This is a genomic window from Paenibacillus sp. P3E (genome assembly GCF_001909045.1).
GTDB lineage: Bacteria > Bacillota > Bacilli > Paenibacillales > Paenibacillaceae > Paenibacillus_AQ > Paenibacillus_AQ helianthi.
Genome location: NZ_LVWH01000195.1, coordinates 1 through 25,525 on the forward strand (window position 1 = coordinate 1; position 25,525 = coordinate 25,525).

General features: G+C 51.5%; 22 protein-coding genes and 2 pseudogenes. 10 read left to right on the forward strand and 14 right to left on the reverse strand.

The annotated features are described in order from the left end of the window. Nucleotides 1-362, reverse strand: a pseudogene (locus A3842_RS23510) (aldo/keto reductase); the annotation flags it as partial. Nucleotides 363-421: 59 nt separating this feature from the next. Further along, a complete protein-coding gene (locus A3842_RS23515) occupies nucleotides 422-1,258 on the reverse strand; it encodes a DUF3737 family protein (RefSeq protein WP_074102921.1) in 837 nt (278 codons plus the stop codon). Nucleotides 1,259-1,426: 168 nt separating this feature from the next. On the opposite strand from A3842_RS23515, the gene A3842_RS23520 reads away from it, so the two are divergent. Both A3842_RS23520 and A3842_RS23525 read left to right on the forward strand, forming a co-directional pair. Then, nucleotides 1,427-1,747 (forward strand): carboxymuconolactone decarboxylase family protein, encoded by a 321-nt coding sequence (locus tag A3842_RS23520; protein ID WP_074102922.1) that lies wholly within the window; start codon nucleotides 1,427-1,429, stop codon nucleotides 1,745-1,747. Between the two features lie 72 nt (nucleotides 1,748-1,819). Beyond that, nucleotides 1,820-2,032 (forward strand): cupin domain-containing protein, encoded by a 213-nt coding sequence (locus A3842_RS23525; protein ID WP_256701833.1) that lies wholly within the window; start codon nucleotides 1,820-1,822, stop codon nucleotides 2,030-2,032. A gap of 188 nt (nucleotides 2,033-2,220) precedes the next feature. Here A3842_RS23525 and A3842_RS23530 read toward each other — a convergent pair whose 3' ends face one another. Continuing rightward, entirely contained in the window at nucleotides 2,221-4,857 is a 2,637-nt protein-coding gene (locus A3842_RS23530; protein WP_074102923.1) for an adenosylcobalamin-dependent ribonucleoside-diphosphate reductase, read from the reverse strand. Between the two features lie 535 nt (nucleotides 4,858-5,392). On the opposite strand from A3842_RS23530, the gene A3842_RS23535 reads away from it, so the two are divergent. From A3842_RS23535 to A3842_RS33450, 4 genes are read left to right on the forward strand one after another with little or no spacing between them, the layout of a single operon-like run. Next, nucleotides 5,393-7,138, forward strand: a complete 1,746-nt coding sequence (locus A3842_RS23535; protein WP_074085120.1) for a DEAD/DEAH box helicase — start codon at nucleotides 5,393-5,395, stop codon at nucleotides 7,136-7,138. After that, nucleotides 7,135-8,214, forward strand: coding sequence for a YqhG family protein (locus tag A3842_RS23540; protein WP_074085119.1), 1,080 nt, complete (start codon nucleotides 7,135-7,137; stop codon nucleotides 8,212-8,214). The genes A3842_RS23535 and A3842_RS23540 overlap by 4 nt, the downstream gene beginning before the upstream one ends. Before the next feature lies 1 nt (nucleotide 8,215). Further along, entirely contained in the window at nucleotides 8,216-8,389 is a 174-nt protein-coding gene (locus tag A3842_RS32680; RefSeq protein ID WP_167374754.1) for a hypothetical protein, read from the forward strand. Nucleotides 8,390-8,449: 60 nt separating this feature from the next. Then, nucleotides 8,450-9,529 carry a hypothetical protein gene (locus tag A3842_RS33450; protein ID WP_074102924.1) on the forward strand — a complete coding sequence of 360 codons (1,080 nt, stop codon included), beginning with the start codon at nucleotides 8,450-8,452 and terminating at the stop codon, nucleotides 9,527-9,529. Between the two features lie 167 nt (nucleotides 9,530-9,696). On the opposite strand, the gene A3842_RS23550 is transcribed toward A3842_RS33450, so the two are convergent. Beyond that, nucleotides 9,697-9,885: a YqzE family protein gene (locus A3842_RS23550; RefSeq protein ID WP_074102925.1), complete on the reverse strand. Its 189-nt coding sequence runs from the start codon at nucleotides 9,883-9,885 to the stop codon at nucleotides 9,697-9,699. A 205-nt stretch (nucleotides 9,886-10,090) separates the two neighbouring features. Between A3842_RS23550 and A3842_RS23555 the strand changes: the two genes are divergently transcribed. Further along, a complete protein-coding gene (locus A3842_RS23555; RefSeq protein ID WP_074085116.1) occupies nucleotides 10,091-10,849 on the forward strand; it encodes an N-acetylmuramoyl-L-alanine amidase in 759 nt (252 codons plus the stop codon). On the opposite strand, the gene A3842_RS23560 is transcribed toward A3842_RS23555, so the two are convergent. The 3 genes from A3842_RS23560 to A3842_RS23570 form a co-directional block, all read right to left on the reverse strand. Next, complete coding sequence (locus A3842_RS23560) at nucleotides 10,836-11,762, reverse strand: divergent polysaccharide deacetylase family protein (protein ID WP_244169872.1); 927 nt, start codon at nucleotides 11,760-11,762, stop codon at nucleotides 10,836-10,838. The two genes, A3842_RS23555 and A3842_RS23560, sit on opposite strands and share 14 nt — an antisense overlap. 86 nt (nucleotides 11,763-11,848) lie before the next feature. Beyond that, nucleotides 11,849-12,952, reverse strand: a complete 1,104-nt coding sequence (locus tag A3842_RS23565) for a glycerol dehydrogenase (protein ID WP_074102927.1) — start codon at nucleotides 12,950-12,952, stop codon at nucleotides 11,849-11,851. A gap of 110 nt (nucleotides 12,953-13,062) precedes the next feature. After that, nucleotides 13,063-13,518 carry a MerR family transcriptional regulator gene (locus A3842_RS23570; RefSeq protein ID WP_256701834.1) on the reverse strand — a complete coding sequence of 152 codons (456 nt, stop codon included), beginning with the start codon at nucleotides 13,516-13,518 and terminating at the stop codon, nucleotides 13,063-13,065. A gap of 198 nt (nucleotides 13,519-13,716) precedes the next feature. Here A3842_RS23570 and A3842_RS23575 point away from each other — a divergent pair, with 198 nt between their 5' ends. Beyond that, nucleotides 13,717-14,574 carry an SDR family NAD(P)-dependent oxidoreductase gene (locus tag A3842_RS23575; protein ID WP_074085113.1) on the forward strand — a complete coding sequence of 286 codons (858 nt, stop codon included), beginning with the start codon at nucleotides 13,717-13,719 and terminating at the stop codon, nucleotides 14,572-14,574. On the opposite strand, the gene A3842_RS23580 is transcribed toward A3842_RS23575, so the two are convergent. Further along, on the reverse strand, nucleotides 14,541-15,491 hold the full coding sequence (locus A3842_RS23580; protein WP_074085112.1) for a hypothetical protein: 951 nt from the start codon (nucleotides 15,489-15,491) through the stop codon (nucleotides 14,541-14,543). The two genes, A3842_RS23575 and A3842_RS23580, sit on opposite strands and share 34 nt — an antisense overlap. A gap of 165 nt (nucleotides 15,492-15,656) precedes the next feature. Between A3842_RS23580 and A3842_RS23585 the strand changes: the two are divergent. Then, nucleotides 15,657-15,890, forward strand: a pseudogene (locus A3842_RS23585) (HIT family protein); the annotation flags it as partial. Nucleotides 15,891-16,048: 158 nt separating this feature from the next. Next, entirely contained in the window at nucleotides 16,049-16,894 is an 846-nt protein-coding gene (locus A3842_RS23590) for a YihY/virulence factor BrkB family protein (protein ID WP_074102928.1), read from the forward strand. A gap of 8 nt (nucleotides 16,895-16,902) precedes the next feature. Here A3842_RS23590 and A3842_RS23595 read toward each other — a convergent pair whose 3' ends face one another. The 6 genes from A3842_RS23595 to A3842_RS23620 form a co-directional block, all read right to left on the reverse strand. Next, on the reverse strand, nucleotides 16,903-18,315 hold the full coding sequence (locus tag A3842_RS23595; RefSeq protein WP_083609705.1) for an FAD-dependent oxidoreductase: 1,413 nt from the start codon (nucleotides 18,313-18,315) through the stop codon (nucleotides 16,903-16,905). 15 nt (nucleotides 18,316-18,330) lie between these two features. Next, a complete protein-coding gene (locus A3842_RS23600) occupies nucleotides 18,331-19,872 on the reverse strand; it encodes an extracellular solute-binding protein (protein WP_074102929.1) in 1,542 nt (513 codons plus the stop codon). A 37-nt stretch (nucleotides 19,873-19,909) separates the two neighbouring features. Continuing rightward, entirely contained in the window at nucleotides 19,910-20,785 is an 876-nt protein-coding gene (locus A3842_RS23605; protein WP_074102930.1) for a carbohydrate ABC transporter permease, read from the reverse strand. 22 nt (nucleotides 20,786-20,807) lie between these two features. Then, nucleotides 20,808-21,668 (reverse strand): ABC transporter permease, encoded by an 861-nt coding sequence (locus A3842_RS23610; protein ID WP_083607059.1) that lies wholly within the window; start codon nucleotides 21,666-21,668, stop codon nucleotides 20,808-20,810. Between the two features lie 215 nt (nucleotides 21,669-21,883). Next, nucleotides 21,884-23,737 carry a cache domain-containing sensor histidine kinase gene (locus A3842_RS23615; protein WP_074102931.1) on the reverse strand — a complete coding sequence of 618 codons (1,854 nt, stop codon included), beginning with the start codon at nucleotides 23,735-23,737 and terminating at the stop codon, nucleotides 21,884-21,886. 55 nt (nucleotides 23,738-23,792) lie between these two features. Beyond that, nucleotides 23,793-25,439: a response regulator transcription factor gene (locus A3842_RS23620; protein ID WP_074102932.1), complete on the reverse strand. Its 1,647-nt coding sequence runs from the start codon at nucleotides 25,437-25,439 to the stop codon at nucleotides 23,793-23,795. Between the last annotated feature and the right edge of the window lie 86 nt (nucleotides 25,440-25,525).

Consider the following 25,525-nt stretch of genomic DNA (forward strand, 5'->3'; position numbering starts at 1 on the left):
ATCGGTACCTAATCGCATGAGGCTCTTGTCAATCTCACTCATGATCGCTTTTCGGGAGAGTCCTGCACCATTAGGACCTTCATGCATTCGGAAATGCACCTTCGTCGCAAGGACAATTTCATCACGGTTCGCATATTGTTTTAGAGCCCGGCCTACAAACTCCTCACTTGTACCATCTGCATAAACATTCGCCGTATCAAAAAAATTAATCCCAAGCTCTAAGGCTTTTTTTATGACTGTCCGTGTATGCTCTCCATCAAGCACCCATGGGTGCTGCCCCCGCCCTGCGTCTCCAAATCCCATACAACCAAGGCAAATCCTTGAACATCCATACCGGTATTTCCAAGCTTTACATATTGCATCAAAGAATATCAGAAATATAAATATCCGCTTTGCTGAGAAGCTCATTTTATTTGATCATTCAGCTCAACTCATATTTAGTATTTGAAATAACTACTTCTTCATCGTCCAGTATTAATTCACCAATCCCATTCGCTTTAATGATTCCGGAGATTGGATTTTTGACACTGTCAATCATTGTAGTTGTTGTCACATTAATAGAGGAATATTCAAAGGCCAAATCCGTATTGATTATGCTCCCATCTTCAATTACCACGTTCTCCATGTAACACATTCCCTGATTACTCTCAATAGTGCAGTTAATAAACGTAATGTTTTTGGAATTCCAGCCTAAATATTCTCCGGTGATCAACGAATCATATACCGTGACATTTTCACAGTTCCAAAATGCATCTTTTGAGAGTAGCCGCGAATTACGGATTTCTATGTTTTTCGCACCATCAAAAGCATAGTTTCCTGTCAAAGTTAAATCATCCACTCTGATATTTTCGCTGTTCATCCCAAAATAATCTCCTCTTGCAGTTACATGTAACAATTCAATATCCTTGCAGTTCCATAGCGTCTCCTCTGCATTAGGCATATCCACATGATTCAGACGGATATCACTTGCCCTGCGAAATGTCTTGGGTGCTTCAATGACACTGTCATTCATATCAATATGATGACTGTACCAGATTCCTGAGCGTGCCATTTCCTGAAGAGTTGTTCTCTTTAAGCTAATGTTCTGACAATACCATAGCGGATACTTCCATTTAAAAAAACTGTTGTGGATAGTAATATCTGCACTTTCCTTCAGCGGTGATTCACCTTCCGCAAAAGTAGAGTTTTTAATCAAAAGATTTTTGCTCTTAAATAGTGCGCGTTCTCCTGTTAGCTTTTGTTGATCAATAGTTTGCATGGCTAATCCCCCTGTCTCAGATCAGCTTACAACTTAAAGTTAACTTGAAGTCAAATATTTTCGGGCACGAATAGATCGATAATTATTGATCCCTACTTGCGGTAAAGTCCACTTGAAGGTATACACTAGATGATGTTGCAGCTAATACTTGAATGGAGGATGGTAACAATGGCAGAGAAACAAACTGCAGGAAGAGACCTACTGGGAGAATTTGCACCCAAATTTGCTGAACTGAACGATGATGTGTTGTTTGGTGAGGTTTGGTCAAGAGAGACAGAACTTTCTTCCCGCGATCGCAGCATGATTACAGTAGCAGCTCTAATCTCAGGAGGAAACTTTGAACAGTTAACTCCACATCTTCATAAAGCGAAAGCAAATGGAATCACCCAAGAAGAAATTGTAGAGATCATTACACACCTTTCGTTCTATGCCGGTTGGCCCAAAGCTTGGTCCGCTTTTAATATCGCAAAGGAAATCTATAAAGAATAAAAATAGAGATGATGTCCTTGATGTCAAATGAACAATTATAGAGCAGTACCATTTTTCCATTAGGAAAAAAAGTTGAAGCTAATTTTAAAGGCGATCGGAAACGTGACCTTTGCCCCCGGCGCCCGTAATAACTGGCATTCACATAAAGTTGGGCGGGTTTTATTAGTTACAGGTGGTGAGGGTTGGTATCAGGAAAAAGGAAAACCTGCAAAGTTGCTTAAAACTGGTGACGGCGAAACCGAATGGTTGGAGCCTGTCGATGACGCTTGGTATGGTAGTTTATAAACATTATTTATCACAAAATAAAAGTCCCGATATAGGAAATTCCTAATCGGGACTTTTATTGTGCATTATATTGAATGTATTAATGGATTATCATCTTTCATGATCCACTTTTATCATCATTTGTGGTCGTTTTTGCAGCTTTGGTGATCCCTCACAACAATCTAAGAATATCTCCTAAACCCCTATCCTTACCCGCACCGGCTATATCCGCAATTGCTGCAGGTCTTGCAGCCTTCAATGTTAATCAGCGAGGCGCTGCCGCAGGATGGGCAGAGGTCGCGGGAGGCGGTGGCGTGGCTATGTGTACCGTGGCCGCCGTGACCGTCATCCGTGGAGGCTGCCGCTGGCAAGCTTGAGTTCAATTCTGCATTCCAAGTTTCATTGAAATCAAGCTCCAGAGTAGCCGCGATTGGAGCAGGCGCATCGTCTTCATGGGCGTTGTTCTGCACATGGGTTTCCAGGGCTTTGGCTACTGCGTCTGCGATGGACTCGACACGGTTCGCGCCAAAGCCGATGGCGCCGGAGCCGCCGATGCCCTTGAGATGCTTGATGAGCAGCTCAACCTTCTCGCCATGGTCGCCATAGCGGAGGAACAGCGAGCAGACACGGCCCAGCGCTTCGGCCATGGCGAAGACGTCGGAGCCGGCCTTGCCGACATTCAGGAAGATTTCGGCCGGAATGCCATCCAGGTCGTTAATGGTGATATACGCCATACCGAATGGCGTGTTGATCTTATAGGTAGCGCCGCGCAGGACCTGCGGGCGTTTTTTGTATTGCTTGTCTCCGCTGTCTGCGGTGCTGGCTTGCGGTGCAGGAGCTGCCGCTACAACTGCGCTGGCTGTTACAACCGGTGCAGCAGGTTCAGCGGCCGGAGTTTCCTTCTTGTCTTCCTTCTTCGACGTTTCCAGAATCTGTACGTCACGGCTGCCGTCACGGTAGATCGTTACGCCTTTGCAACCCAGATCGAAAGCCATTTCGTACAATTCTGCCGTTTCCTCAACGGTGAAATCGGACGGGCAGTTCGCCGTCTTGGAGATCGAACTGTCCACCCAGCGCTGGATCGCCGCCTGTGCGCGGATATGATCCTTCGCTGACAGATCCATCGAAGTTACGAAGTAGTCAGGAAGCTCTTCACCCGGATGGGCTTCCAGCCATTCCTGGGCAATCGGCACGAACTGCTCGTCGTAGCCGAGACGGCTCTGACGGAAATATTTGAAGGCGAAATACGGCTCAATGCCGGTCGATGTGCCTACCATCGTACCCGTGCTGCCTGTAGGTGCCTGGGTGATCACGGTAACATTGCGCATGCCGTGCTTGCGGATGGATTCACCGACTTCAGGATAGGTTTCGGTGATGTTTTTCATGAATCCGCTGAGCAGATATTTCTCAGTGTCAAAGGCCTGGAACGAACCCTTCTCGCCGGCAATTCCGGACGAGGCCAGGTAAGCTTCGCGTGCCATGAAACCGTAGAGCTTGTCCAGGAACTCCAGGGATTCCGGGCTGCCATAACGGATGTTCAGCTTGATCATCAGCTCGGCCAGACCCATGGTGCCCAGACCTACACGGCGTTCCAGCTTCTGGTTCGCTTCATTTTCCGGGAAGTGATAAGGAGTCTTGTCGATAACATTGTCCAGAAAACGGACAGAATAACGGGTGGTTGTCGCCAGATCGGCCCAATCCACATCATGATTCTCCGCGTCGTAGAACTTGGAGAGGTTAATGGCGGACAGATTGCATACGCCCCAGCCCGGCAGACCCTGCTCGCCGCATGGATTGGTGCAGATGATCGGGTTGAAATACCAGCTGTTGGACATCTGGTTGTAGTACTCCATGAATACAACACCCGGCTCCGCCGATTTCCATGCCGATTCAATAATGGTATGCCATACCTCACGCGCCTTGACTGTGCGGTAAGGAATCACGGCCCGGCCGTCGGCCTTCCATTTATCCAGATCGCCGTCCCAAATGGTATCGTAATCCGGATCTGTCGTATCCGGGAATACCAGCTCCCAGTCCAGATCTTCCTTCACTGCCTTCATAAAAGCGTTGCTCACGCATACCGACAGGTTGGCGTTCGTCACCTGACCCATCGTCTGCTTCACGGTAATGAAATCAACCACATCGGGGTGCCAGTCATTGATCATCAGCATCAGCGCGCCGCGGCGGCTTCCGCCTTGTTCAATTAGTCCAGTGGTGTAGCTGAACAATCCACCCCAGGATACGGAGCCGCTAGACGAGCCATTTACACCTCTTACGATAGCGCGGCGCGGGCGAAGCGAGGACAGGTTAATGCCTACGCCGCCGCCGCGGGCCATGATCTCAGTCATTTCAGACAGCGTCTGCATAATGCCCCCACGGCTGTCTTTTGGCGAAGGAACGACATAACAGTTGAACAGGGTCAGTTCTTCACTTGCCCCGGCACCTGCTGCAATGCGTCCGCCCGGAACAAGCTTCCAGTCATCCAGAATAGACCGGAATTTGCCGGTCCATTCTTCCTGAAGCTCAGGGGTTTCCTCTACTGAAGCCATGGCGGATGCGAGCCGGTCCCACATTTCCTCCGGGGTCTTTTCTATGTTAAGTGTAAGCTTCTCCACATCTGACTGTACAAGCTCGCCACTGCGCGTTTTTACGGTTACCGTACGGCCGCTCCGTTCAACAATTTCCCCGACTTCCTTGGTAGGGAACTTCGGATCGTCTTTCGTCAGCACGAGCACAACATCGCCTACCTTGGCATTGTTGTTGTCTGCATCCTTCCAGGCATAACGGTCCAAAAATATTTTTTCGCTCAGACCTTCAAGACGCTGTTTGCGTTCCACTGTACTCAATAGAAAAACCTCCCGGATATTGTGATATGTAAAACTCTCCAAGTGGAAACGGCTTCGCCGTCCGTTTAAGGGACGGAATCCGTTTCAGCGTGAAATATAAGGATGATTTATAGCGTGAAACATATAAATCCTTATATTTCAAGAAATATAAGGATCGGCCGGCCTCACGGAGCGGTATAACCCTCATATTCCAACCGGAACTCGGCGGATTGTGACTGCATCCGGCTTGGACGCAGAAAGATCCTCTTGTCAATAAAAAATAACCGAAAATTGCCCGGTGTAATCAAAATTTCAAGCATTTGTAACAATATATTGTGTCAGTCAGCTTTTAAACTATACCACATATTGTGTGGAAGGTCTTTTTCGAAAATAGGAGCCTCTCAGCGAAATTTCGGCAAAAGATGGCACATTTACTCCCTCTTGCTCGCTATTTTACAACATCGGACCGAAAATAGCAGGTTATGAAACCTTTCTTTTAAGAGCATACTACTGCTACACATTCCGATATGAACCAAGCGCCGGAGGAGGCTGCAACATGACGCAATTATTCCGTAATCCATTACCGGAAGAGGACCCGACCAACGATAGCGTGCTGCCTGTACCTCTGTCATTCGAGCGAAAATGGCTGGATGAATTAGAGTCAAGTCTGGAGAAGGGCGGCCCTTGGGGCAATTGGAGACTATCCCGGTTGGCCATTCAAGGTGAGAAATCCGGGCTCGTAACCAGCTTTGATGAGCTGCAGTGTATGAAGCATTTGTCCGGGCTCTCCCCGCTCCCCCACCAGCTCGATACCGCTCACAAGGTACTATTCCAAATGTCCGGGCGCGCCATCCTCGCCGATGAGGTAGGGCTTGGCAAGACGATTGAAGCCGGACTCGTGCTGAAGGAATATCTGGTACGGGGGCTTGTGACAAGGGTCCTCATTCTCGTTCCTGCATCACTGGTGCTTCAATGGGTACGCGAGCTGAACACCAAATTCGGCATTTCTGCAGTAGCCCAGAAGAAAGCCTACTCCTGGGATAACTCTATTGTAGTCGCCTCCATGGATACCGCTAAGCGGGATCCGCATAAGGAAATACTGCTGAATCATGAATACGACATGCTGATTATTGACGAAGCCCATAAACTCAAGAACAAGAAATCAACTAATTATCTGTTCGTCCAGCAGCTACGCAAAAAATATTGTCTCCTGCTCACCGCCACGCCGGTTCAGAATGATCTGGGTGAGCTGTTCAATCTAATCACGCTGCTGAAGCCGGGTCAGCTCGGAAATCAGGGGGACTTCGCCACTAATTTCGTGGTAGACAAGCGCCAGCCGAAGAATGAGGTTCAGCTGCGGGGCGAGCTATCCAAGGTCATGATCCGCAACCGCCGCGGCGAAGGTCCGGTCAACTTCACAAAGCGCAAAGTGCGCAATATTCCGCTCACGCTCTCACCAGAGGAGAAAGTATTATATGACGGGGTTACCGCCTTTGTCAAAGACCAGTATCAGGAAGCGGGCGGCAATCTCAGCAGCATGCTCTCCCTGGTCACGCTTCAGCGGGAGGTGTGCAGCAGCCGTGATGCCGTATTTATCACCCTGGTCAACCTGATCAAAAAGCTTCCGGCCGACTCGCCAAAACGCGAGCGGATGATGGAGCTGCTCCAGACCCTCCGGACGGTCAAGACGAACACAAAAGCTGAGAAAACCATGGAGCTGATCCGGGGGATGAACGAAAAGGTAATTGTCTTCACCGAATATCGGGCTACTCAGGAGTACCTGCTCCAGTACTTCCGCGATCACGGTCTCCAGTGCGTAACCTACTCCGGCGGCATGAACCGGGGCAAAAAAGACTGGATGATGGATCTCTTCCGCGGCCGCGCCCAGGTGATGATTGCCACCGAAGCCGGAGGCGAAGGCATCAACCTGCAATTCTGCCACCATATGATCAATTTTGATCTGCCCTGGAATCCGATGCGGGTGGAGCAGCGGATTGGCCGTGTACACCGGCTGGGACAGGAGAATGATGTGGTGATCTACAATCTTTCGACGGAAGGCACCATTGAGGAGCATATCCTTCATCTGCTGCATGAGAAGATCAATATGTTTGAGATGGTCATCGGCGGACTGGATGTTATTCTGGAACGTTTTGAGAAGAAGGAATCTTTGGAGAAAAGCCTGTACAAGATCATGCTCGAAGCCCGCAGCGACGAGGAGCTGCGCAGTGGACTGGACCATATCGGCGAATCGCTGAGCGAGCTGACACACGGAGTACGGGACGAAAGCGAGGCTGGAGCATGACACTTACGCCACAGGAAGTGCGAAAGCAAGTCATGGATTATCTGGAGGCCACAGAGTGCTCGATTATCGAAGTGTCGCCACTGCATGTGACGGTGAAGCTCTCGCCGCGCGCGGACCGGATGCTCACAGACCGGCCTTATTATTGGGGGTTTGTCGAGCGGACGGGCACCCCGCCGGAAACGCTGTCGTTCACCTTCGTCTTCGATCCGGAGAAATACGATCATTTGGCGGCAGCCGCTCAGGCGGCCCCGACCTCCAGACAGCCGCGCGGAGCGGGGGACCGCACCGCCGCGGCTGGACTGCCGGCCGGAGCTGGCGCGGCCGGGATGGAAGCCGGGGCGGACACCGGCGGCACCACTACCGGCGGGCCTCTAGCCGGGACGGCACCACCGGAGGGCTCGGCTGATCCGCAGGACAGCATCCTTGCCCGCTTCTTCGGGTTCGTTCCGCCACTCCCCCGGATCGGTCCCGGCATGATCAGACGCGAGGACGTCACCTACGGCAGCAAGCGGCTGGGGCAGATCTGGTCAGCCGCCCGGGAGGAAGGCAAATGCCTGCAGCTCTTCGAGGATCCGGGAAGCAGACAGCGGATGACCTTATTCTCGGCAGCCTATGAGCCTTGGCTCGCCGTCTGCTACAAAGTGGAAATGAGCTGTGACCTGAAGCGGGAGGAGCTGCATTTCATCGGCGTCTCGCTCACCTCTGGCCTGATTGTCCCGGACTTCGAAGCGAAGCTGGGGTCACGTGAATTGACGCCGCGCTTGCCCGAAAATATTCACATAGAGCCCTCCGGGCTGAGCCTTGCTGCCGGAGCCGACAAGCTGGAGGGCTATCTTACTTCCAAGCTGGCTCTGCTGGACTACACCTGGGCCGAGGAAGCGCGTGAACGGCTGCGGCTGGAGCTGAGCATTGTAGATATCTATTATGAGGAGCTGCTTAAGGAGCAGGATGAGGAGAAACGGCTGGCGATCCTTGAGCAGTACAACCGCCGCCGCAAGGAGACAGCCTGGCAGTATGAGCCGCAGATTGCAGTTTCTGCCGTCACCTACGGCTTGTTCCATCTGCGGAGCACATAAGATGCGACCCGGCTCGCTAAAAGCAGGCAAAAAAACAGCGGAATTCCTGCACCGCCGCGGACAGCAAGCAACAGCCTTTTCAGAGCTTGTCCTCTACAATACAATCAGTACTTCCGACAAGTGGAAACGGCTTCGCCATCTTTTTATGGATGGTATTCGATTCAGCGAGAAATAGAAGGATGATTTATAGCGTGAAACATATTAATCCTTATATTTTAAGAAAGGTGAACGCCAAATGAAGATAAAAACTAGGCAGAAGGACGCTCTCGGATACCGTGCACGCCTCCTTCTCTGCCTGTGTCTGGGTCTGATGCTGTTCTCAGCCTCTGCATTCCCTGCGGAGCTGTCAGCCACAGGGACCCGGGTGACCGTCACACAAGCGGTCTCCAAAGCCTATCTGCCTTTACTTGAGATGACACCCGTTGCCTCACCGGAATCCTTGCAGGATTTCGCCAGTCAAACGATTAGCAAGCTGTCGGCCAATCCTCCCTTCACGGGCTGGAAACATGCCAGCACCGAGTATTTCCCCCTCGGTCCTGGAACCCATAGCTGGCTGGTTAATGTGATGAACGGAGAGCAACGGATCGGCTATTTGATTATCACCGCTGCAGAACAAGGCGGTTATGTGCTTAGTGAGTATGGAGCCGGCAGCTACGGCCTCCCCTACAGCATGCAGGATCTGCGCCAGTTTCTGGTGCAGCAGGAACTTATCCCCTCCCATTTTTCCGGAAAGCTTGAACTTGACGCGCTCTATGCTCCAATGCTGCCCGTATGGAAATTAACGATCGACAGCAAGACATTCTATATTAATGCATCCCTATTACAGGTTCTGCCTTGGAGTCCCAGCCAAGCGGATGATGTTCTGCATGGCAAATCTGCCGGAAGCGGCACCCTATCCAGCCTGGATACAGCTTTTTCTCCCCTTCCCGTCTACCTGACGGAGGGGCAGGATGATCCCTATGCCGATTTGATCTGGCTGTCGGCACCGCCACTGGCCAATCTCAGCACCGACAAACTCGCCCTGACGCTAGCCTCAGGCGGCAGTTTGGCCTTCCAATCCCGAGGCCGAAATGATGCATTGGGGGCTCCCTTTATGATTACCGGTTTTCAGAGCTGGCGGACAGCTGACTCTGGCATCGGCACGGCTAGCGCTAGCTCCAGCATCCTGTACGCCGCTTCCGGACCGGAAGGCAGACGGTATCTTCCCTTCGGGGCGCTTCAGCATAGCGGTACCTTGCACAAGCTTCCTTCTTCTGGCAATGCCGCACTAGGCTTCACTTCTGGAGCAGTATCGGCAGGTTCTGGCCCTAAATGAGGTAATGCTAACATGTCCATATGTACACACAAAGAACCTTCCCGATGCCAGAAGTAGAGGCATGGGAAGGTTCTTTACTTAAGATGGGCTGTATAAGGCTGAACCGTGTATGCCTACGGTGAACCTTCTAGGCTTGACGCGTTACAGCGAAGCGAGTCAGTACTGCTCTATTTCTTACTGTTTCGCGCCCAATTGCTGCGCCATATGGACCAGCCTAGCGGGAGCATGCCGAACCATTTTTCCGACCAGGGCTGCTTTTCAGCCTTTCTCCGTTCCCTGCTGGCCTTCGGGTCTTCCATATAGACGACTACCTTCTCCGTGATGTACTTCACCAGATCATCTCCCCCGGAAGCCATACGGATCACCTCCTGTTTCCCTGATTCAGAAGTCCCATTACGCTTGCTTCAAGCATCATATTTCTAGTCTGCTCCAAAATCCCTTATGCTAAACCTTTGCACTTTGTTCCGTATAGCTTGGACAGCTATGGCACAATCTAACAAAGAATCCATCCAATTGACCCGCCCAGACAAGGAGGTTATTCACTTGAGGAGCTCGTATCACTTGAAAATACTGCTGAGAGCAAGCCCCTGCCTGAGACTGACAAGGCCTTTATGGTTGCTACTCGCAGTTGCAGGACTGCTGCTCTCGTTATTGTCAGGAACGGCTGCGGGAGCACAACCGCTTCCTGTATCTCCAAAAGCAGACGGGAAGCCGGAACGCCAACAAATACTCGGCCATGATCAGCGGATCATTCTGATTGATGCGGGACATGGGGGCATTGACGGCGGCACCTCGCATGGCAGCATTCTGGAAAAAGATATTACGCTGGCGATATCCCGCCGCCTGTTTCTGCTGCTGCGCAGTGACGGTTTTGACGTCATTCTGAACCGGACCGGGGATTACGCTCCCAGTGATGATAACCGCTGGCTGCGCAGCTCCTCCCGTCATTTGCGTGATCTGGCACAGCGCAAGGAGCTGGCCGAGACCCTGCCTGCGAACCTGGTGGTCAGCATTCATATCAACTGGGCGCCTTCTCCGGCGAAACATGGGCCATTGGTGCTGTACCGCCAGGAGGGCCGCAGCTTCCTGCTCGCCAGGTCTATTCAAGATCAGCTGAACCAGCTCTACGATGTAAATGAATCACCCAGACCCGGCAAACCCTTTTATCTGCTCAACAAAATAACCGCCACAACGGTTATCGTTGAGGCGGGATTCATTAGCAGTGCAGCAGACCGGGACAAACTGTGTACCCCGAAAGGCCAGGAGGAAATTGCCGAAGCCATCGCGGGCGGCATCGCTGCCTACCTTATGGAAGTGTGAGTCTGGAATTCCATTTCCACTGGTCCTTGACCAGATCCGAAATGCCTACAAATTCAACACTGTCTTTCAATTCTGCAATACCGCTGCGGATGCCTGCGGCGGTCTCTTTTCCCTGAACGCCGACATGTCCGATCGTCACACAATATGTTTGACTCTTCGCCCTTTCCTGCACTAGCCGCATTTGCTTCACCACATGGCCTGAGGTATGGACATCATCCAGAAAAATGTGATTCTCCACCGGAGGAAGTCCCATCTCCCTAGCCATCCTTCCGGCAATCGAGCGGTAGTTGGTATGACTATCGACAAAGAACAAGCCACGCTCCTTGCATACGCTCAGAATAATGCCCATGACCCGCTCATCCCCGGTCACTTTGGAACCCATGTGATTGTTGATCCCGATGGCGAACGGAATATTATCCAGTGCAGCCTCCACCCGCTGGCGTACCTCTGTATCGCTCATCCGTGTCAGGACGGCTCCAGGCCCCAGCCATTCCGGTCTGCCTTTATTCGGCTCCATGGGCAAATGCACCAGCACATCCAGGCCCTGCTCATGTGCACGCCTTGCATCCTTCTCCGAAGTCGGGAGGAATGGCATGACCGCCACCGTGAATTTCACAGGCAACGCGAACATCTCATCCGTCCCCCGCATCCCGTTGCCAAAATCATCAATGATCATGGCTACACGGCTGTGATCCGAAATGTTCTCCGCTGGCTGTACACGTGTGCTTCGGCCGCCACTGGGCGGAACGGGCTCCGCCAGCAGTACGCCAGGATGTTTCTGCATTCCGCCAGGGTCTTGTGCAATCTCCTTCCCTTGAGCGGGTGGTACAGCAATGCACAGTGTGGTTAGTATAACTACTAACGCAATAAGACACATCATGGTGCGTTTAACCAAACGATAGCCCTTATTCATAAGGAATCCTCCTTCGAGTTCTACAACCATAGTTCTCATTGTTTGGAACCCAAAGGATAAATATGTACAGGACGGCTACGTAATTATTAACAATCGCCCTCCAAGACCTGCTGTCCCCGCCGATCTGCGGCAAGAATAGCATCCAGCACCTGCTGTGGAGTCACAGTAAAAGGCATATTCCCCATCGGATTGTCTTCTGCACAGCTCGCTTCAGCAGCGGTCATAAGGCGCTCCTCCGGAGTGCCGGACAACCCCAGTTGACTTAAGGTGAACGGCAGGCCAGCCATCCGGCAAAATGAGATTACCTCTACGATCTCCTCTTGCGGTGCCTGCTCAAGCATCAGCTGCACAAGTGTCGTGAACGCGACCTTCTCCCCATGAAGCACATGCCGGCATTCCTCCAGCACCGTAAGCCCATTATGGATGGCGTGAGCTGCAGCTAATCCGCCACTCTCAAAACCAATGCCGCTGAGATAAATGTTGGCTTCGACAATGCGCCCAACCGCATCAGAGCCGATACCTTCCCGGCAATCCCGCAGCGCCTCGGCTCCATAGGCAAGCAGAGTGTCACGGCAAGCACCGGCCAGAGCGAAGGCGGCAATGGAGCCGGTTCCTCCGGCCTCAGTAACCGCACCCGAGCGGCGGCAGGCTCTAGCCTCATAATAGGTTGATAAGGCATCGCCCATTCCGGCAGCGAGCAGTCTGGCCGGAGCCTTGGCGATGATATCCACATCGGCAACCACCACATCCGGACTGCGCCGCAAGTGCAGGTAACGGTCCAATTGGCCATCCTCCGTGTATAGCACGGACAGGGCGCTGCAGGGTGCGTCGGTGGAAGCCACCGTTGGCACGAGGACTACAGGCACCCCCGCGAAGTGGCTGACCGCTTTTGCCGTATCCAGAGTTTTCCCGCCACCGATACCGACAATCACACCAATGCCCGCATCAAGTCCGCCAATGAGTAGTTCTACTTGCTCCATCGAACACTCCCCCCGGAATTCATGCTGAACCACACGGAGAGCCGCACGCTCAAAGCTATCAGCAACCTCTTGCCCATATACAGAGAGGATATAGGGATCTACGATCGCATAGGCTCCTTTCGCTCCGAGCTGTGCGCAATAGCGTCCAAGCTGCGAGAGCTCGCCTTTCCCCTGAATATATTTTGACGGAGAGCAAATCATTTGTGTCATCTGTAACTCCTCCCAAATGCATAGTCTTACGAATTTCTTTCATTCTAAGCAGACTGTCCGGATCCGGCAATGAAAAAAGCCCCAACCTATGGGCTGGAGCCTACTGCCTATTATCGGATTGTCCGGCGCACAGGCATTTTCTTCCGATCTCCGGTCAGCTCACATTCCTGCGGCCCAAGAAAGTTCTGGTCTATTTTGCTGTCAATCAGATCTACAATTTGTTGCAAGGATGCGATCTGATCCAGTATTTTTTGCTTATGGTTTAATATCATCTCATGCAGTTCCGGATATTCAGACAAATTGGAATCCAGTGACAGGTCCAGGTAAGGGCGCATATCATCCAGTGACATCCCTGTTTTTTTGAGGCAGGTGATCAGCTTCATGGTCTCAATATCGTGGCCGCTGTAGATACGGTGGCTGTTTTCCTTACGCTGCGCCCGGGGCAGCAACCCAATCTTCTCATAATACCGTATCGTATCCTCTGTAATCCCCGTAATCTCCGAGGTTTGTTTAATGGAATAACCATGCAGCATATCAACACCGGTGTTCACACCAGCTTCGCTCATAGGATCACCTTCCGCGATTATTTTGAACTGTGTCTATTCATTGTATAACCTGGAGTCAGCTCCAAGTCAATCTTGAGTTTGTTTAAAAATCCTCTGCTTGACTTGGAGTCGGCTCCAAGTTATACACTGAGCGCATTAACCGCCAGGCCTTCAGCTTATTTCAGCAGCCTGCGACTCACTCCAAAGGAGAAATGACAAATGACTACAGGACAACAGTACCGCGGAACAGCGCTGATTACAGGTGCGAACAACGGCATAGGACTTGAATTGACCCGCAAAATGCTGGCAGAAGGCTGGCAGATTATTGCCTTGATCCGTTCTGGCTTTCCTATTGAAGATCCATTCTTCACCGGGGCCGCGAAAAGCGGGCAGCTACGGATCTACAAAGCCGACCTTAGTGACTTCACCACACTGAGACGTGCCTTGAATGAGATTAAAAGTAAAGAACAGAGGATCGATCTGCTGTTCAACAATGCGGGCGGCAGCTTCCATGAACTGAGCAACTCTAAGCAAGGACGTGAAATGCATTTCGATCTCCAGACCGTCGCGCCGTATTTGATTACCATGGAGCTCAAAGCGCTTCTCCAGAAAGGACAATTAAAAACCGTAGTCAACACCTCGTCCAATGCATTTATGACCATGAAGCGATTTAACCCGGACTCGCTGGAGCATCCCACTGAATTTAAAAAGCTTTTCGGTCCGTATGCAGCCTCCAAGCTGGCCCTCTCGCTCTGGACCCATGAGCTTGCCCCTCAGCTGGCTGCGGAAGGCATCCTGATCCGCAGCGCCGATCCGGGAGGTAATAATACCATCAGAAGCGGCAAAAACTCAGGATTGCCCTTCTGGCTGAAGCCGATCATCAAGCTCTTCTTCCCTCACCCGAGCCATGGTGCCGGACTACTGTACAATGCAGCCTTAGGCCAGCACAGCAAGCAGCCCGGTGTTTTTCTGATGAAGGATCGGATCACCGAGCTGAAGTTCCCTGACCACAGCGCTGCTGTCCTTGCGAAGGTGCGGGCCATTTATGAGCAGGAATTCCTAAAAGACGGCGAATAACGGCCAAACGCGCGCAGCAGCAGCACATTCTCAATCACGATATGCGTTTTCCACCAGTTTTCGCTGATGGCGAACTCCCGCTCAAAGGCGTCCCAGTTCCAGGTCAAATTCCAGACGCCTTCCTCATTTCTTGTCTGAAGAAGATAGTCCAGCTCCTTATGAAGAAGAGCAGCATTGTCTGCATAACCCGGGCTTTCCGGTGATTGGATAAATACCGAGGGTCTGCAGCTGTAGCCGCTCCACTCCCCGGCTTCCCGCTTAATTAATGCTGTAATTTGCTCCACAGCAGCTGCCTGAAGCCGGGCATAGGGCAATTGTTCCTGCAACCCCGCCTCCGAGATGCACTCGATGAGAGTAACGATACATTTAAGCGGATGCATCTCAATCCCAGGGTCTGTGAGGAAAAACACACTCAATTCTCTGGCAATCTCCATCCCTCGTGGATAGAGTCTGCTGCTTCTATCCGCATACTTCAGGATAAATCCGGCCAGAATGGCTGTAGGATTGAACATACTGTGGGCTGTGCTGTTCGAGTTTGTGTTCCACCATGGCGCATGCGGATAAATGTTATTTGATTCAACAACATTCTTCCACGCCTTCCCCTCCACCTCAGCTCCACTGTCAAGATACTTCAGAATCCCTTGAATCACTGGATGTGATCCATCCTCCCAATGTATCTCCAGCAGTTTCTCTACTGCGTTAGCAGTCTGAATCGGAGCCGAACAAGGGTTCCACGAATCCGCCTCGAGGGCATGAGCGAACCCGCCATCCTCATTCTGATAGGCCGATAGGGCAGAAAGTACAGCATCTGCTGGTCCCTTCTCGAAGTGAAACTTCCATCGCGCCAGATCAACCGGCCGGGCATTGCGGTACACCCAATTTCGGATTCTTTTCAAATCCTGTTCCGATAAATCCATCTGCATTCTCCTTTGGGCACAAGCTATAGACATGAACATTCTCTGCACCTGCCTGTATTTAACCCGACTCTCCCCTCAAATACTATGATATCCTTCATTACAGGGATCATAAATTAAAAATAGAATATAAAGGAAAACAGAGAATGGCAAGGAGGATTCATTTTGAAGCCCTTTTATCCCGTTCATATTGTCGCCGTTCCCAAGAAACATATTTCTTCTTTGCTCACGCTGCAGGAAAGCGACAATGAGACATTGCTTGAGATGATACGAGTGATCCAACAAGTGGCCGCACGTGTGACCGAACAATACGGAGCTTGCAAAGTCACTACCAATCTGGGAAAGTATCAGGATTCCAAACATCTGCACTGGCATATTTGTTTTGGCGAACCCCTGCGATAGATCCCGAGTCTGGCACTTTACTTTCATCTGCCCGGCCTAGAATAGCGGTTTTTAATTCCTCCGAACGCGCTCTCCCGCTCCACCCACTGATTCCAACCTGGGAAGTTGAGTTAAATATATGCGATAAGCATATTATAGGATAAGCAGAGGAGGGACTTATGAAGAAGACTGCCGCCAGACGAGCCATTTCCTTTTCCAAAGAGCTGTATCAAAAGATTAAACTTGATGATGTTCAAGGGATCAGCGCACAGCTTACTTACTACTTAATCCTGTCTTTATTCCCTTTTCTGATCTTCATTATGACGCTGATTGGTTATGCCCATATTTCGGTGGAGGATAAGATCCGTGATCTGGAGCAGATCATGCCTGCCGAGGCGATCTCGATTATCCAGGAAATTCTGAAGGATGTTGCGGAGGGCCGTAGCCAGGCCTTGCTGTCCTTCGGGATGCTGGCAACCTTATGGGCCGCCTCCAAAGGAATCAATGCGATCATCAAAGGTCTCAACCGTGCCTACGATATTGAGGAGAGCAGGTTTTTTTGGAAAATACGCGGTATTGCCTTTTTGGCCACTCTCTTCATCGGATTAGTGGTGCTGCTCAGTATTTTACTGCTGGTGCTTGGCTCCTGGCTGAAAACACAGGTCTTCCTGCTGGTCGATCTGCCTTATGGCTTCCAGAAAATTTGGGACTTGCTGCAATATGCTGTTCCGCTGTTCATCATGTTCATCGTCTTCACTCTGCTGTACTGGATTGCCCCCAGCCGCAGGCTAAGACTGAAAGAGGTTATGCCCGGCGCGATGTTTGCAACCCTCGGCTGGATCATAACCTCTACCCTGTTCTCCATCTATGTCAATCAGTTCAGCAGTTTCACTGAGACCTACGGCAGCCTCGGCGGGGTCACGGTGCTGCTGATCTGGCTGTACATCAGCTCCATCATCATCCTGGCCGGCGGTGAGATCAACGCCATCCTTAGGAACCGGACGCTCAAGCGATCCATCAAGTGAATATAAGCTTAATGGTAAAGGTTCCCTCCGCTGCTTTCCCCACCCTTGGTCGTTGCAGCGGCTGATGCCTCTGCCTCGGCTTCCGTAAGCGGCAGATATGCGCCTTCCTCCCGCAGCCGTCTGCGAAGGGATATCGTATCTACCGCATGGACATCAGGCAGGGGCTGTATGGCAGCCATGGCAGCGGCAATCCCGGCGGCCTCACCCATTGCTAGACAGACAGGCATAACTCTGACGCTGCCCTGCACTTCACGTACACAGGAAATGGAGCGCCCGGCAACCAGCACATTTTTGAGCGAACGGGGGGTCAGGCAACGGTAGGGAATCCCATGGGATTCTCCCGGACCATAGCGCTTAATCACTTCCTGCTTGCCTCCAGCCTGCTTCTCCTCCTTCTCTGTTCCATGAATATCAATGAAATAGCTGTTACGGCAAATTTCATCGGCGAAGCTGCGGCGGCTGACATAATCATCCACACTAAGCACATAATCTCCGGTAATTCTCCGTGTCTCCCGGACACCCATCAATGATCCCGTATTGGCTACGAACGAGTTCCCGAAGGAGGCTGGCTGATATTCAGCAAGAGCATCCCTGTAGGCCGCGGCCAGCTTGCGTCCCTGTATCAGCGCCTCCGATATGGATAGAACATCCGTATTATCCACTTCCCACAAATGTCCTGCATTGAAGCCAACCGTTCGGGGAGCAATAATATTGTTGCAGATATGCGCATCCGGGATCAGGGGATAGCGGCCGGAACCGAGAATATCATATATCGGACTGGTCTTGTTGTTGTTATGGAGCATCGGGCCATGGAGGTACGCATACTCATCCACATTGCCCAGCGTGAAGCAGTGTGTGGCTGGCATCAGTTCACCGGTATCCGCATCTCCTTTCAGATATTCCGCTCCCGCCCAAGCGGCAACATCCGCATCACCCGTACAGTCAATATACACCTTGGCCTTCAGGGCTTGAAGCCCGCTTTTACTGGCTGTAATCAGTGCTGTCACATTACCATCCTCATCCGTATCTACCGCACCCAGCTGTGTCATGAACTGAACCTTGGCCCCCGCTCCTTGGACCAGCTCATCATAGACCACCTTCAGCTTCTCAGGCTCAATGGGCACCCAGTCCATAGCGTCCTTGCTTACATGCGGCATCTTCGCCTTCAGAGTTTCAAATACCTTCATCGCCAGCCCTCTGTAGATCATCGACTCCATGTCAGAGAAGGGACACCACGCCGGCACCAGTCCCGAGGTTCCCATTCCGCCAAGGCTGCTTGTGGCTTCAATCAGCAGCGTTTTTGCCCCTTCCCGAGCTGCCGCGGCCGCCGCAGTACACCCGGACGGACCTCCGCCCACTACAATAACATCCCAGGAATCCTGAAGCGGAATTTCGTTATTCCGCATTCTGTAGCTGTTCATCCGTTTCCCTCCCGACTATTTCTTCACTGACGCATACCACTCATTGACTTCCTTGGAGCTGGCTTCACCACCGGCGGCATTGTATTTCTCAACGAATGCAGCCACTGCATCGGTAGATTCCTCGCCAACAATCACTTTTACAGCAAAATCATTGATCATCTGATTCAGCGAAGCGTTGTTCTTGGAATACTCCGGTAAAGATGGAGCCAATGCCAGCGGATCAGAGATTCGGAATTCCGCCGGAATTTCCTTGTTCAGGAAGGTGAAGCCTGCGAACAAACGCGGGTCTTTCTGCACACGGGCCTGCCAGTAGACGGGATACAGCTTCTCATCAATTCCGGTCAAATAGTTGCTCGCCAGTCCGCGCTCATCGGTAAACAGGGGCAAAATCGGACTGTACACACCGTCTTTGTAAGTGAAATGCTTGCCTTCCTCGCCAATGGCGATCAGCTTGAAGGTCTCTTTGTCCAGCTTGGCATTGATCCACTTGATCGCATCCTCCGGGTGCTTCGAGGACTTTGGAATAAAGGTCAGCCGGTCAAAGCCGCCGCTCATTCCTATACCCGCCTGCCCATCCTTACCCTTCAACGCTGGAACATAAGCATATTTGGCATCCGGGAAGTTCTTGGTCAGGGCATCTGCAATGCCCGGGATATCATACCAGGCAAGCGGGATCACGCCGACCCGGCCGCTCGTGAACTTTTCCTTTAGTGTAGCATCTTTATTCACTGCAAATTCTTTGTCCAGCAGCCCCTGCTTATACAGGTCAGCCATATAGCTCAGATATTCCTTGAACCCCGGATGCACCGGTGCCGCAACCAGCTTCCCGTCCACAATATTCCAGCTAGTGGCAATGCCGAAAGCGCCGGTCACATTAACCATCGTGGCCATTGCGCCGTCTATGGAGAGCGGTGCGCCTTTATCGCCGTTACCGCCCGGATCTTTTTCCTTAAAGGCTTTCAGGACTGAGGTTAATTCATCCAGGGTTGCGGGCATCTTAAGGCCAAGCTTATCCAGCCAATCCGTGCGGATCATCAGACTGCTGCCTGCAAACTCGGAGGCCCGGTTCGGAATGGCGTAGATCTTGCCGTCTACCTTCATCGCCTCGAAGGATTCGGGAGAGATAGAGGCTTTGATATTCCCGCCATATTTGTCAATCAGCGGGGTCAGATCCACAAGTGCACCCATTTTGGCATAATCGGTATAGACCGCTTTCTCTCCATTGATGGTAATGACATCGTAAGGCTCCGCGGAGGAGATCAGCAGATTCAGCTTATCCATAGCCTTGTCGGCCGGCAGCATCTCATATTTGACCTTATAGCCGGTTTTCTCCTCCACCACTTTGGCCAGTGTGTATGTGTTGTAATCATCCTTCGACCATAAATTAAGCGTCTTCAGCTCCGGTTTGGAGCCGCTTTCCGTTTGCGTGCCAGCCGTTTGCTCCGCTGAACTTCCCGCTGCCCCCTCCTTGTTCGTATTGCCAGATGAACCACAGCCGGCTATCGATGCCACAAGCCCTGCAGACAGCATAAGTGTCAGCCATTTTCTATTTATCATATGAAATAAACCTCCCCTTAAGTTCTGAAATCTTAGGTCAGCCCTTAACCGAGCCAATCAGCACCCCTTTGATAAAATACTTCTGCATAAACGGATATACGAGCAGTATCGGCACTGTAGACGCGACGACTGTAGCTGCGCGGATGCCTTCGGGGGACATATTCATGAGATCGTCTACACTTTTATTCGTCAGATTTGCACTGTTTGCATCCATCACCACATCCTGCAGATACAATTGCAGTGTCTTCAGTGCGGTTTCATTGATGTAAATCATCGGGCCAAAATAATCATTCCAATAGCCCACAGCATAGAACAGCGCAATCGTGGCGATCACCGGCATACTAAGCGGGAGGATGATCCGGAATAAAATAGTGTAAGTCTTCGCTCCGTCGATCCGTGCAGATTCCTCCAGTGCTTCAGGGAGGCTTTCGTAATAGCTTTTGATCACCAGCATGTTGAACACGCTAATCATTCCCGGGAGAATCAGCACCCATAGATTATTGATCAGATGCAGCTGGCGCATCAGCAGGTAATTGGGAATCAGCCCGCCGCTGAACAGCATCGTGAAGATGAACAGCACCATAATGAAGGAAATGCCGGGCAGTTTGCGTTTGGATAGCGGATAGGCTGTAAGCGCCGTCATAAGAATGGAGATTAGCGTACCGATAGCGGTAACACCGACGGAGATACAGAAGGCCCGAATGAACAGGGATGAGGAAATGACCTGCATCAGCGTATCGAGCTGGAACCCTACAGGCAGAATGCCGACTTTGCCGGAGGTGATCGCCCACTCTTCGCTGACCGATTTGGAGAAGACACTTGCCAGGGGCAGCAGCATCATTAGTCCGAGAGCAATCAGGAAAAGATACACACCGGTATCCAGTAAAAGATCCCCTTTCGTCCGTTTTGTCATGGTTGTCCTGCTCCTTTCCTCCTCACCAGATTCCGCGCTTCAGCAGCTTGCGGCTGAGATAATTGCCGGAGACAATGAGAATAAAACCTACGACTGAGTTGAATAATCCGACTGCCGTACTGAAGCTGTAGTCCATTTTGCCAAGACCGATCCGGTATACAAAAGTTCCGATGACATCAGCCGTCTCGTAGACCACCGGATTGTACATCGTGAGAATCTGTTCGGTCCCGGCATCCAGCACGGAGCCCAGGCGGAGAATGAACATCAGCACTACAGTAGGCAGAATCCCCGGGAGCGAGATATGCAGCATTCTGCGGATTCGGCCCGCCCCGTCGATGGAAGCGGCTTCATATTGTTCCTGATCAATCCCGGCGATAGCAGCAATGAAGACGATGGCATTCCAGCCTACCTCCTTCCACCCGGCAGTGAAGACCACCAGACTGCGGAAATACTGGTTACTGACAAAAAAACTGACCGGCTCTCCGCCGAACCACTGAATAATATTGTTGACGAGCCCCCCGGAAGTAGAGAGTATCGTTACGAACAATCCGGATATAATGACCCAGGACAGAAAGTGCGGAAGATAGATAATCGTCTGAATGGTTCGTTTGAAAAACATCAGCCGGACCTCGTTCAGCACCAGCGCTATGATAATCGGAACGGGGAACAGCAGCACGATCTTATATACGCTGATCAGCAGCGTGTTCATGAATACCTGTCCGAACTCCTCGGACTGGACCAGCTTGTGGAACTGCTCCAGCCCCACCCATTCACTGCCTCTGATGCCGTCAAAAATATTAAAGTCCTGAAAGGCGATCAGCACGCCATACAAAGGCGTATATTTGAAGAGCAGCAGAAACAAAAGTCCGGGGATCAGGAGCATATAATAGTCCCTGTTCCTCCAGGCTAGTCTCCACTTGCCGGCAGCCCTGCTTCTGGCTGCGGCTGCTCTGCTCTTCGGGTTCAACTCCGTGGCACCTGCGCCCAACTTCAATCACCTCCGTATGTTTGTGAGTTGATTATACTGAGGAACGTGGCACGGCTAGTAGAGGGTAATCTGATTATTTCTGGTCTCTGGCGACTGTAAATGCGGATGGGTTATTCCGCCAGGGTCGCTTTCACGGTAACTCTTACGGCAGTGCCCTTTCCGGGCTGCGTATCAATGGACAGACCGTAACGGTTCCCGGCAAAATAACGGATTCTTTCATTTACATTGTATAATCCGAACGAACCGTCCAATCCATCCGCATGCTGCCCGGCGGCAGGTTCGAGCAGCAGCCGGTTAGCCTGCTCCGGTTCCATACCGATTCCATCATCCGCAACTGTCAGCACAACATCACCATTCTCCAGACGCGCCGAGATCTCAATCGTTCCCTGCTTGTTTTTCGTCTTGCGGATACCATGCAGCAACGCATTCTCTACCAGCGGCTGCAATGTCAGCTTGGGAATGATATATGCCGAGAGCCCAGGCTCCGCCTGAATGGAGAACGTGAATGTAGACGGAAAACGGTTCTGCTGAATCTCCAGAAATACCCGCGCCAGCTCTAATTCATCGGCAATGCTGACATTATCGCGGCCCTTGTTCAGACTTAAGCGGAAATATTGTGCCAGCGCCTCGATCATTTCACTGGTGTCCTCCGCATCATGGGAGATGGCCGACCAGTTGATCATATCCAGGGCATTATAGAGAAAATGCGGATTGATCTGTGCCTGCAGCGTCCTCAGCTGGGCTTCCCGTTCCTGTATCTTCGCCTGATAAGACTCTTCCATCAGGGTATTGACCTTATGAATCAGGTGGTCAACACTGCGTTCCAGCAGCCGGAAATCCCCGTCCGGCATCGACCGGCGATCCTCCAGCCACCCGATGCCTTCTTTGCGGATCATCCGAAGGATCATCTGCACCCGGCGCTGCATGCCTTGGATCATGAACATTAGGAGCACAAATACCAGAACAAGAAACATTACCGTTATTCCTGCCAGGGTAGCAATACTGGTGAACTGGCCCTGCGCCGTGGCGCGGTGCGAGATCTCCGATTCAGATACCTGTGCCACCAGCTTCCAGCCTGTTGTCCCAATAGTGGTGTATACTACATTCACATGATCACGGCCAATGATTCTTTTTACAATGCCTTCTTCCGTATGGCTGATCTCGTTAAGCAGTTCTTCAGGAAGGTGGTTCACAGTCTGTCCCGAACCTGCCTCTGCCTTTGTATTAGGAACCGCACCTTGATCCGGTCCATCTGTTCCATAGATCAGCTTCCCCCCTCCGTCAAGGAGGAACGGTGCATATTTGTCCGAGAAATGAAGCTCTGACACAATCTCCTGAACCATAGTTTCGGATATATCCATCACCAGAATGCCAACAATTTCCTCGTAGTCCCGCGGGTTACGCAGCAGACGGGCGGCAGAGAAAATATTTTTTTCTCCATAATCGTTATAAATTTCAGGATAAACCCCCGTCCACACGATCCCACCGCCAGCTTCCTTTACAGCTTCATACCAGGGGTATTGATCCATATCCGCTAAGGGATACAGATTAATCCGGTCACCGCCATATATCCGGGAAGCATCGGCAAAAAAACGCAGACGGAAGATATCCTGATTCTCCTGGGCGGTTTCGGCCAAGTTCCGCAGCTCCTTGATCTGCCCCAGCTGGTCGGTAATTTTGTCTTTTTGCAGCAAATTGTCGTACAGAATCTGGTTCATGAAGACGGAATTGCTGCTGTCGCGGATATGGTTCAGCTTATAGGACAGATTCATACCCGCCTGCTTCAGAGTGAGCTGCATCGTGCGGGTCACTTCCTTCTCCAGAATGTCATTGGAACGCTGGTAAAAGGAGCCCAGCATAATAGAAACCGGCAGGAGAATGAGCAGTACATAGGCAAACAGCCATTTTCTTGCAGCAAGTATCCCCTGACCCAAACCGGTCAGATAGGCCCAGGCTTTTTTCATCGTACAGCCCTCCCGGTCTTCCTGGATCGCACCCGTAAGACTTCAGACGCCTTACTCATTTATGCAGCTCTCTGAATGCGCTTGGTGTACTTCCGGTTATTTTCTTGAACAGCTTGCTGAAGTGGCTGGGATCGGTATAGCCCACCGCATAACAGACCTCATATAATTTATTCTGCGGATTTCTGAGCATGTGTTTGGCCTGCTCAATGCGCACCTTGGTCAGATATTCAAATAGGGTTTCTCCGGTTTCCTGCTTGAACAACAGCCGGACGTAGGTAGGGCTGAGATATACACCTTCGGCGATGTCGGATGCGCTCAAATTCTCCGCATATCTCTGCCCGATCAGCAGGCGGACCCGTTCAATAACCTCACTGGACTTTCCACTGCGTTTCAAAAGAGAGTACTCACATACCTCCTGCAGATATTCAGCGGTATAATGCAGCAAATCCCGCATCGTTTCCTGGCGCATGACCTGTTTCCAGGCTTCCATCTCCTTCTGCTCCCACTCTTCTGTCATACCGTTCAGTTCAAGCATGACCTGCCCGGACTGTAAGATCAGGTGCAGACTTACGTTCTGTGCATAACGTGAGCCATGCCGCCGGTTCTGCTCCAGCCGTGCAAAAATCTGCTCCAGCTCGTTCAACGTTCGCTCCCAGTCCCCGGATCTCAATGCCGAGAGCACCCGTTCTCCCCACTCTGCTTCGTACCGGTACTGCAGATAATCTCCAGACTCCAGCTTATCCATTGTCAGGATACGATTTTTGCCCAGATACCATTTCTGGTCAGCTGCACCTCTCGCCTGCTTATAGGACGACGGCAGCTCCGACAGACTGTTCACCCCTTCACCTACCCCGATGGTTACACTGAGCTTCAGCCATTGCCGCAGATTGCCGCGGATGGATTCAGCCAGTAACAGCAGCTCCTGCTCTGGAGATTGAACCTCCTCAGCTTCTTCTGTAGCTCCATCCTCCAGTTGCGGGGTCAGCAGAATACCCACATATTCTCCAGGCTGCTTCTCAAAGGTAACGCCCCGCATCTGCTTGTCGATTAACTCCTGTATAATATTCAGCACAGTATAAGACAGCAGCTGCTTGTCCTGTTCACTCCGGGTATCCAGCACCTGTGGCACATCATCAATCATAATAACCACAACCATGTAATCGCTTGCAGATAATAGCGGCAAATCCAGGAACTCCAGCTTCTCCCGGATATGTGCCGGATGGATGCTGTCACTGATGACGGACAGGAGAAACCTCTCGCGCAGCAGCGGCAGGCTCTGGGCCAGTTTCACCTGCATCTCCTTCACCCGGCTTCGTTCCCGGTCCTCCGCATCAAGCGACTCTGTAACCTTGCTCAGGACAGAGACCAGCTCTTTGCGGCGGATAGGCTTCAGAAGGTAATCTACCGCATGGATCTGAAGAGCAGACCGCAAATAATCGGCATCGTTATGTCCGCTGATGAACACAATTTTGGCAAAAGGCAGCACCTCACGCACTTCCGCCGCCATCCGGATTCCGTCCATCGCTGGCATCTGCACATCCGTCAGCACGATATCCGGCTTCAGCTCCTTGATCAGCTCGAGTCCCTTTTCCCCATCATCCGCTGTTCCAATCAACTCGATCCCCTGCTCTGTCCAGTTCACATAGTTCCGCAGTCCGTTCAGCACCGCCGGCTCATCATCCACTATGATTAGTGTTTTCATGGGCATGTTCCTTTCTGAACCCGTTAGTTATCCTGTCGTCTTCTACACACAAAGTGGTTCTCCTTCCTCAAAGGTAAATGTTGAAA

What these genes read in the sequence shown, in the direction of transcription:
- A3842_RS23515 (WP_074102921.1), bottom strand. Translation starts at nt 1,258, where the DNA reads ATGCAAACTATTGATCAACAAAAGCTAACAGGAGAACGCGCACTATTT.
- A3842_RS23520 (WP_074102922.1), top strand. Translation starts at nt 1,427, where the DNA reads ATGGCAGAGAAACAAACTGCAGGAAGAGACCTACTGGGAGAATTTGCA.
- A3842_RS23535 (WP_074085120.1), top strand. Translation starts at nt 5,393, where the DNA reads ATGACGCAATTATTCCGTAATCCATTACCGGAAGAGGACCCGACCAAC.
- A3842_RS23540 (WP_074085119.1), top strand. Translation starts at nt 7,135, where the DNA reads ATGACACTTACGCCACAGGAAGTGCGAAAGCAAGTCATGGATTATCTG.
- A3842_RS32680 (WP_167374754.1), top strand. Translation starts at nt 8,216, where the DNA reads ATGCGACCCGGCTCGCTAAAAGCAGGCAAAAAAACAGCGGAATTCCTG.
- A3842_RS33450 (WP_074102924.1), top strand. Translation starts at nt 8,450, where the DNA reads ATGAAGATAAAAACTAGGCAGAAGGACGCTCTCGGATACCGTGCACGC.
- A3842_RS23550 (WP_074102925.1), bottom strand. Translation starts at nt 9,885, where the DNA reads ATGGCTTCCGGGGGAGATGATCTGGTGAAGTACATCACGGAGAAGGTA.
- A3842_RS23560 (WP_244169872.1), bottom strand. Translation starts at nt 11,762, where the DNA reads ATGAATAAGGGCTATCGTTTGGTTAAACGCACCATGATGTGTCTTATT.
- A3842_RS23565 (WP_074102927.1), bottom strand. Translation starts at nt 12,952, where the DNA reads ATGACACAAATGATTTGCTCTCCGTCAAAATATATTCAGGGGAAAGGC.
- A3842_RS23570 (WP_256701834.1), bottom strand. Translation starts at nt 13,518, where the DNA reads ATGAGCGAAGCTGGTGTGAACACCGGTGTTGATATGCTGCATGGTTAT.
- A3842_RS23575 (WP_074085113.1), top strand. Translation starts at nt 13,717, where the DNA reads ATGACTACAGGACAACAGTACCGCGGAACAGCGCTGATTACAGGTGCG.
- A3842_RS23580 (WP_074085112.1), bottom strand. Translation starts at nt 15,491, where the DNA reads ATGGATTTATCGGAACAGGATTTGAAAAGAATCCGAAATTGGGTGTAC.
- A3842_RS23590 (WP_074102928.1), top strand. Translation starts at nt 16,049, where the DNA reads ATGAAGAAGACTGCCGCCAGACGAGCCATTTCCTTTTCCAAAGAGCTG.
- A3842_RS23595 (WP_083609705.1), bottom strand. Translation starts at nt 18,315, where the DNA reads ATGAACAGCTACAGAATGCGGAATAACGAAATTCCGCTTCAGGATTCC.
- A3842_RS23600 (WP_074102929.1), bottom strand. Translation starts at nt 19,872, where the DNA reads ATGATAAATAGAAAATGGCTGACACTTATGCTGTCTGCAGGGCTTGTG.
- A3842_RS23605 (WP_074102930.1), bottom strand. Translation starts at nt 20,785, where the DNA reads ATGACAAAACGGACGAAAGGGGATCTTTTACTGGATACCGGTGTGTAT.
- A3842_RS23610 (WP_083607059.1), bottom strand. Translation starts at nt 21,668, where the DNA reads ATGCTCCTGATCCCCGGACTTTTGTTTCTGCTGCTCTTCAAATATACG.
- A3842_RS23615 (WP_074102931.1), bottom strand. Translation starts at nt 23,737, where the DNA reads ATGAAAAAAGCCTGGGCCTATCTGACCGGTTTGGGTCAGGGGATACTT.
- A3842_RS23620 (WP_074102932.1), bottom strand. Translation starts at nt 25,439, where the DNA reads ATGAAAACACTAATCATAGTGGATGATGAGCCGGCGGTGCTGAACGGA.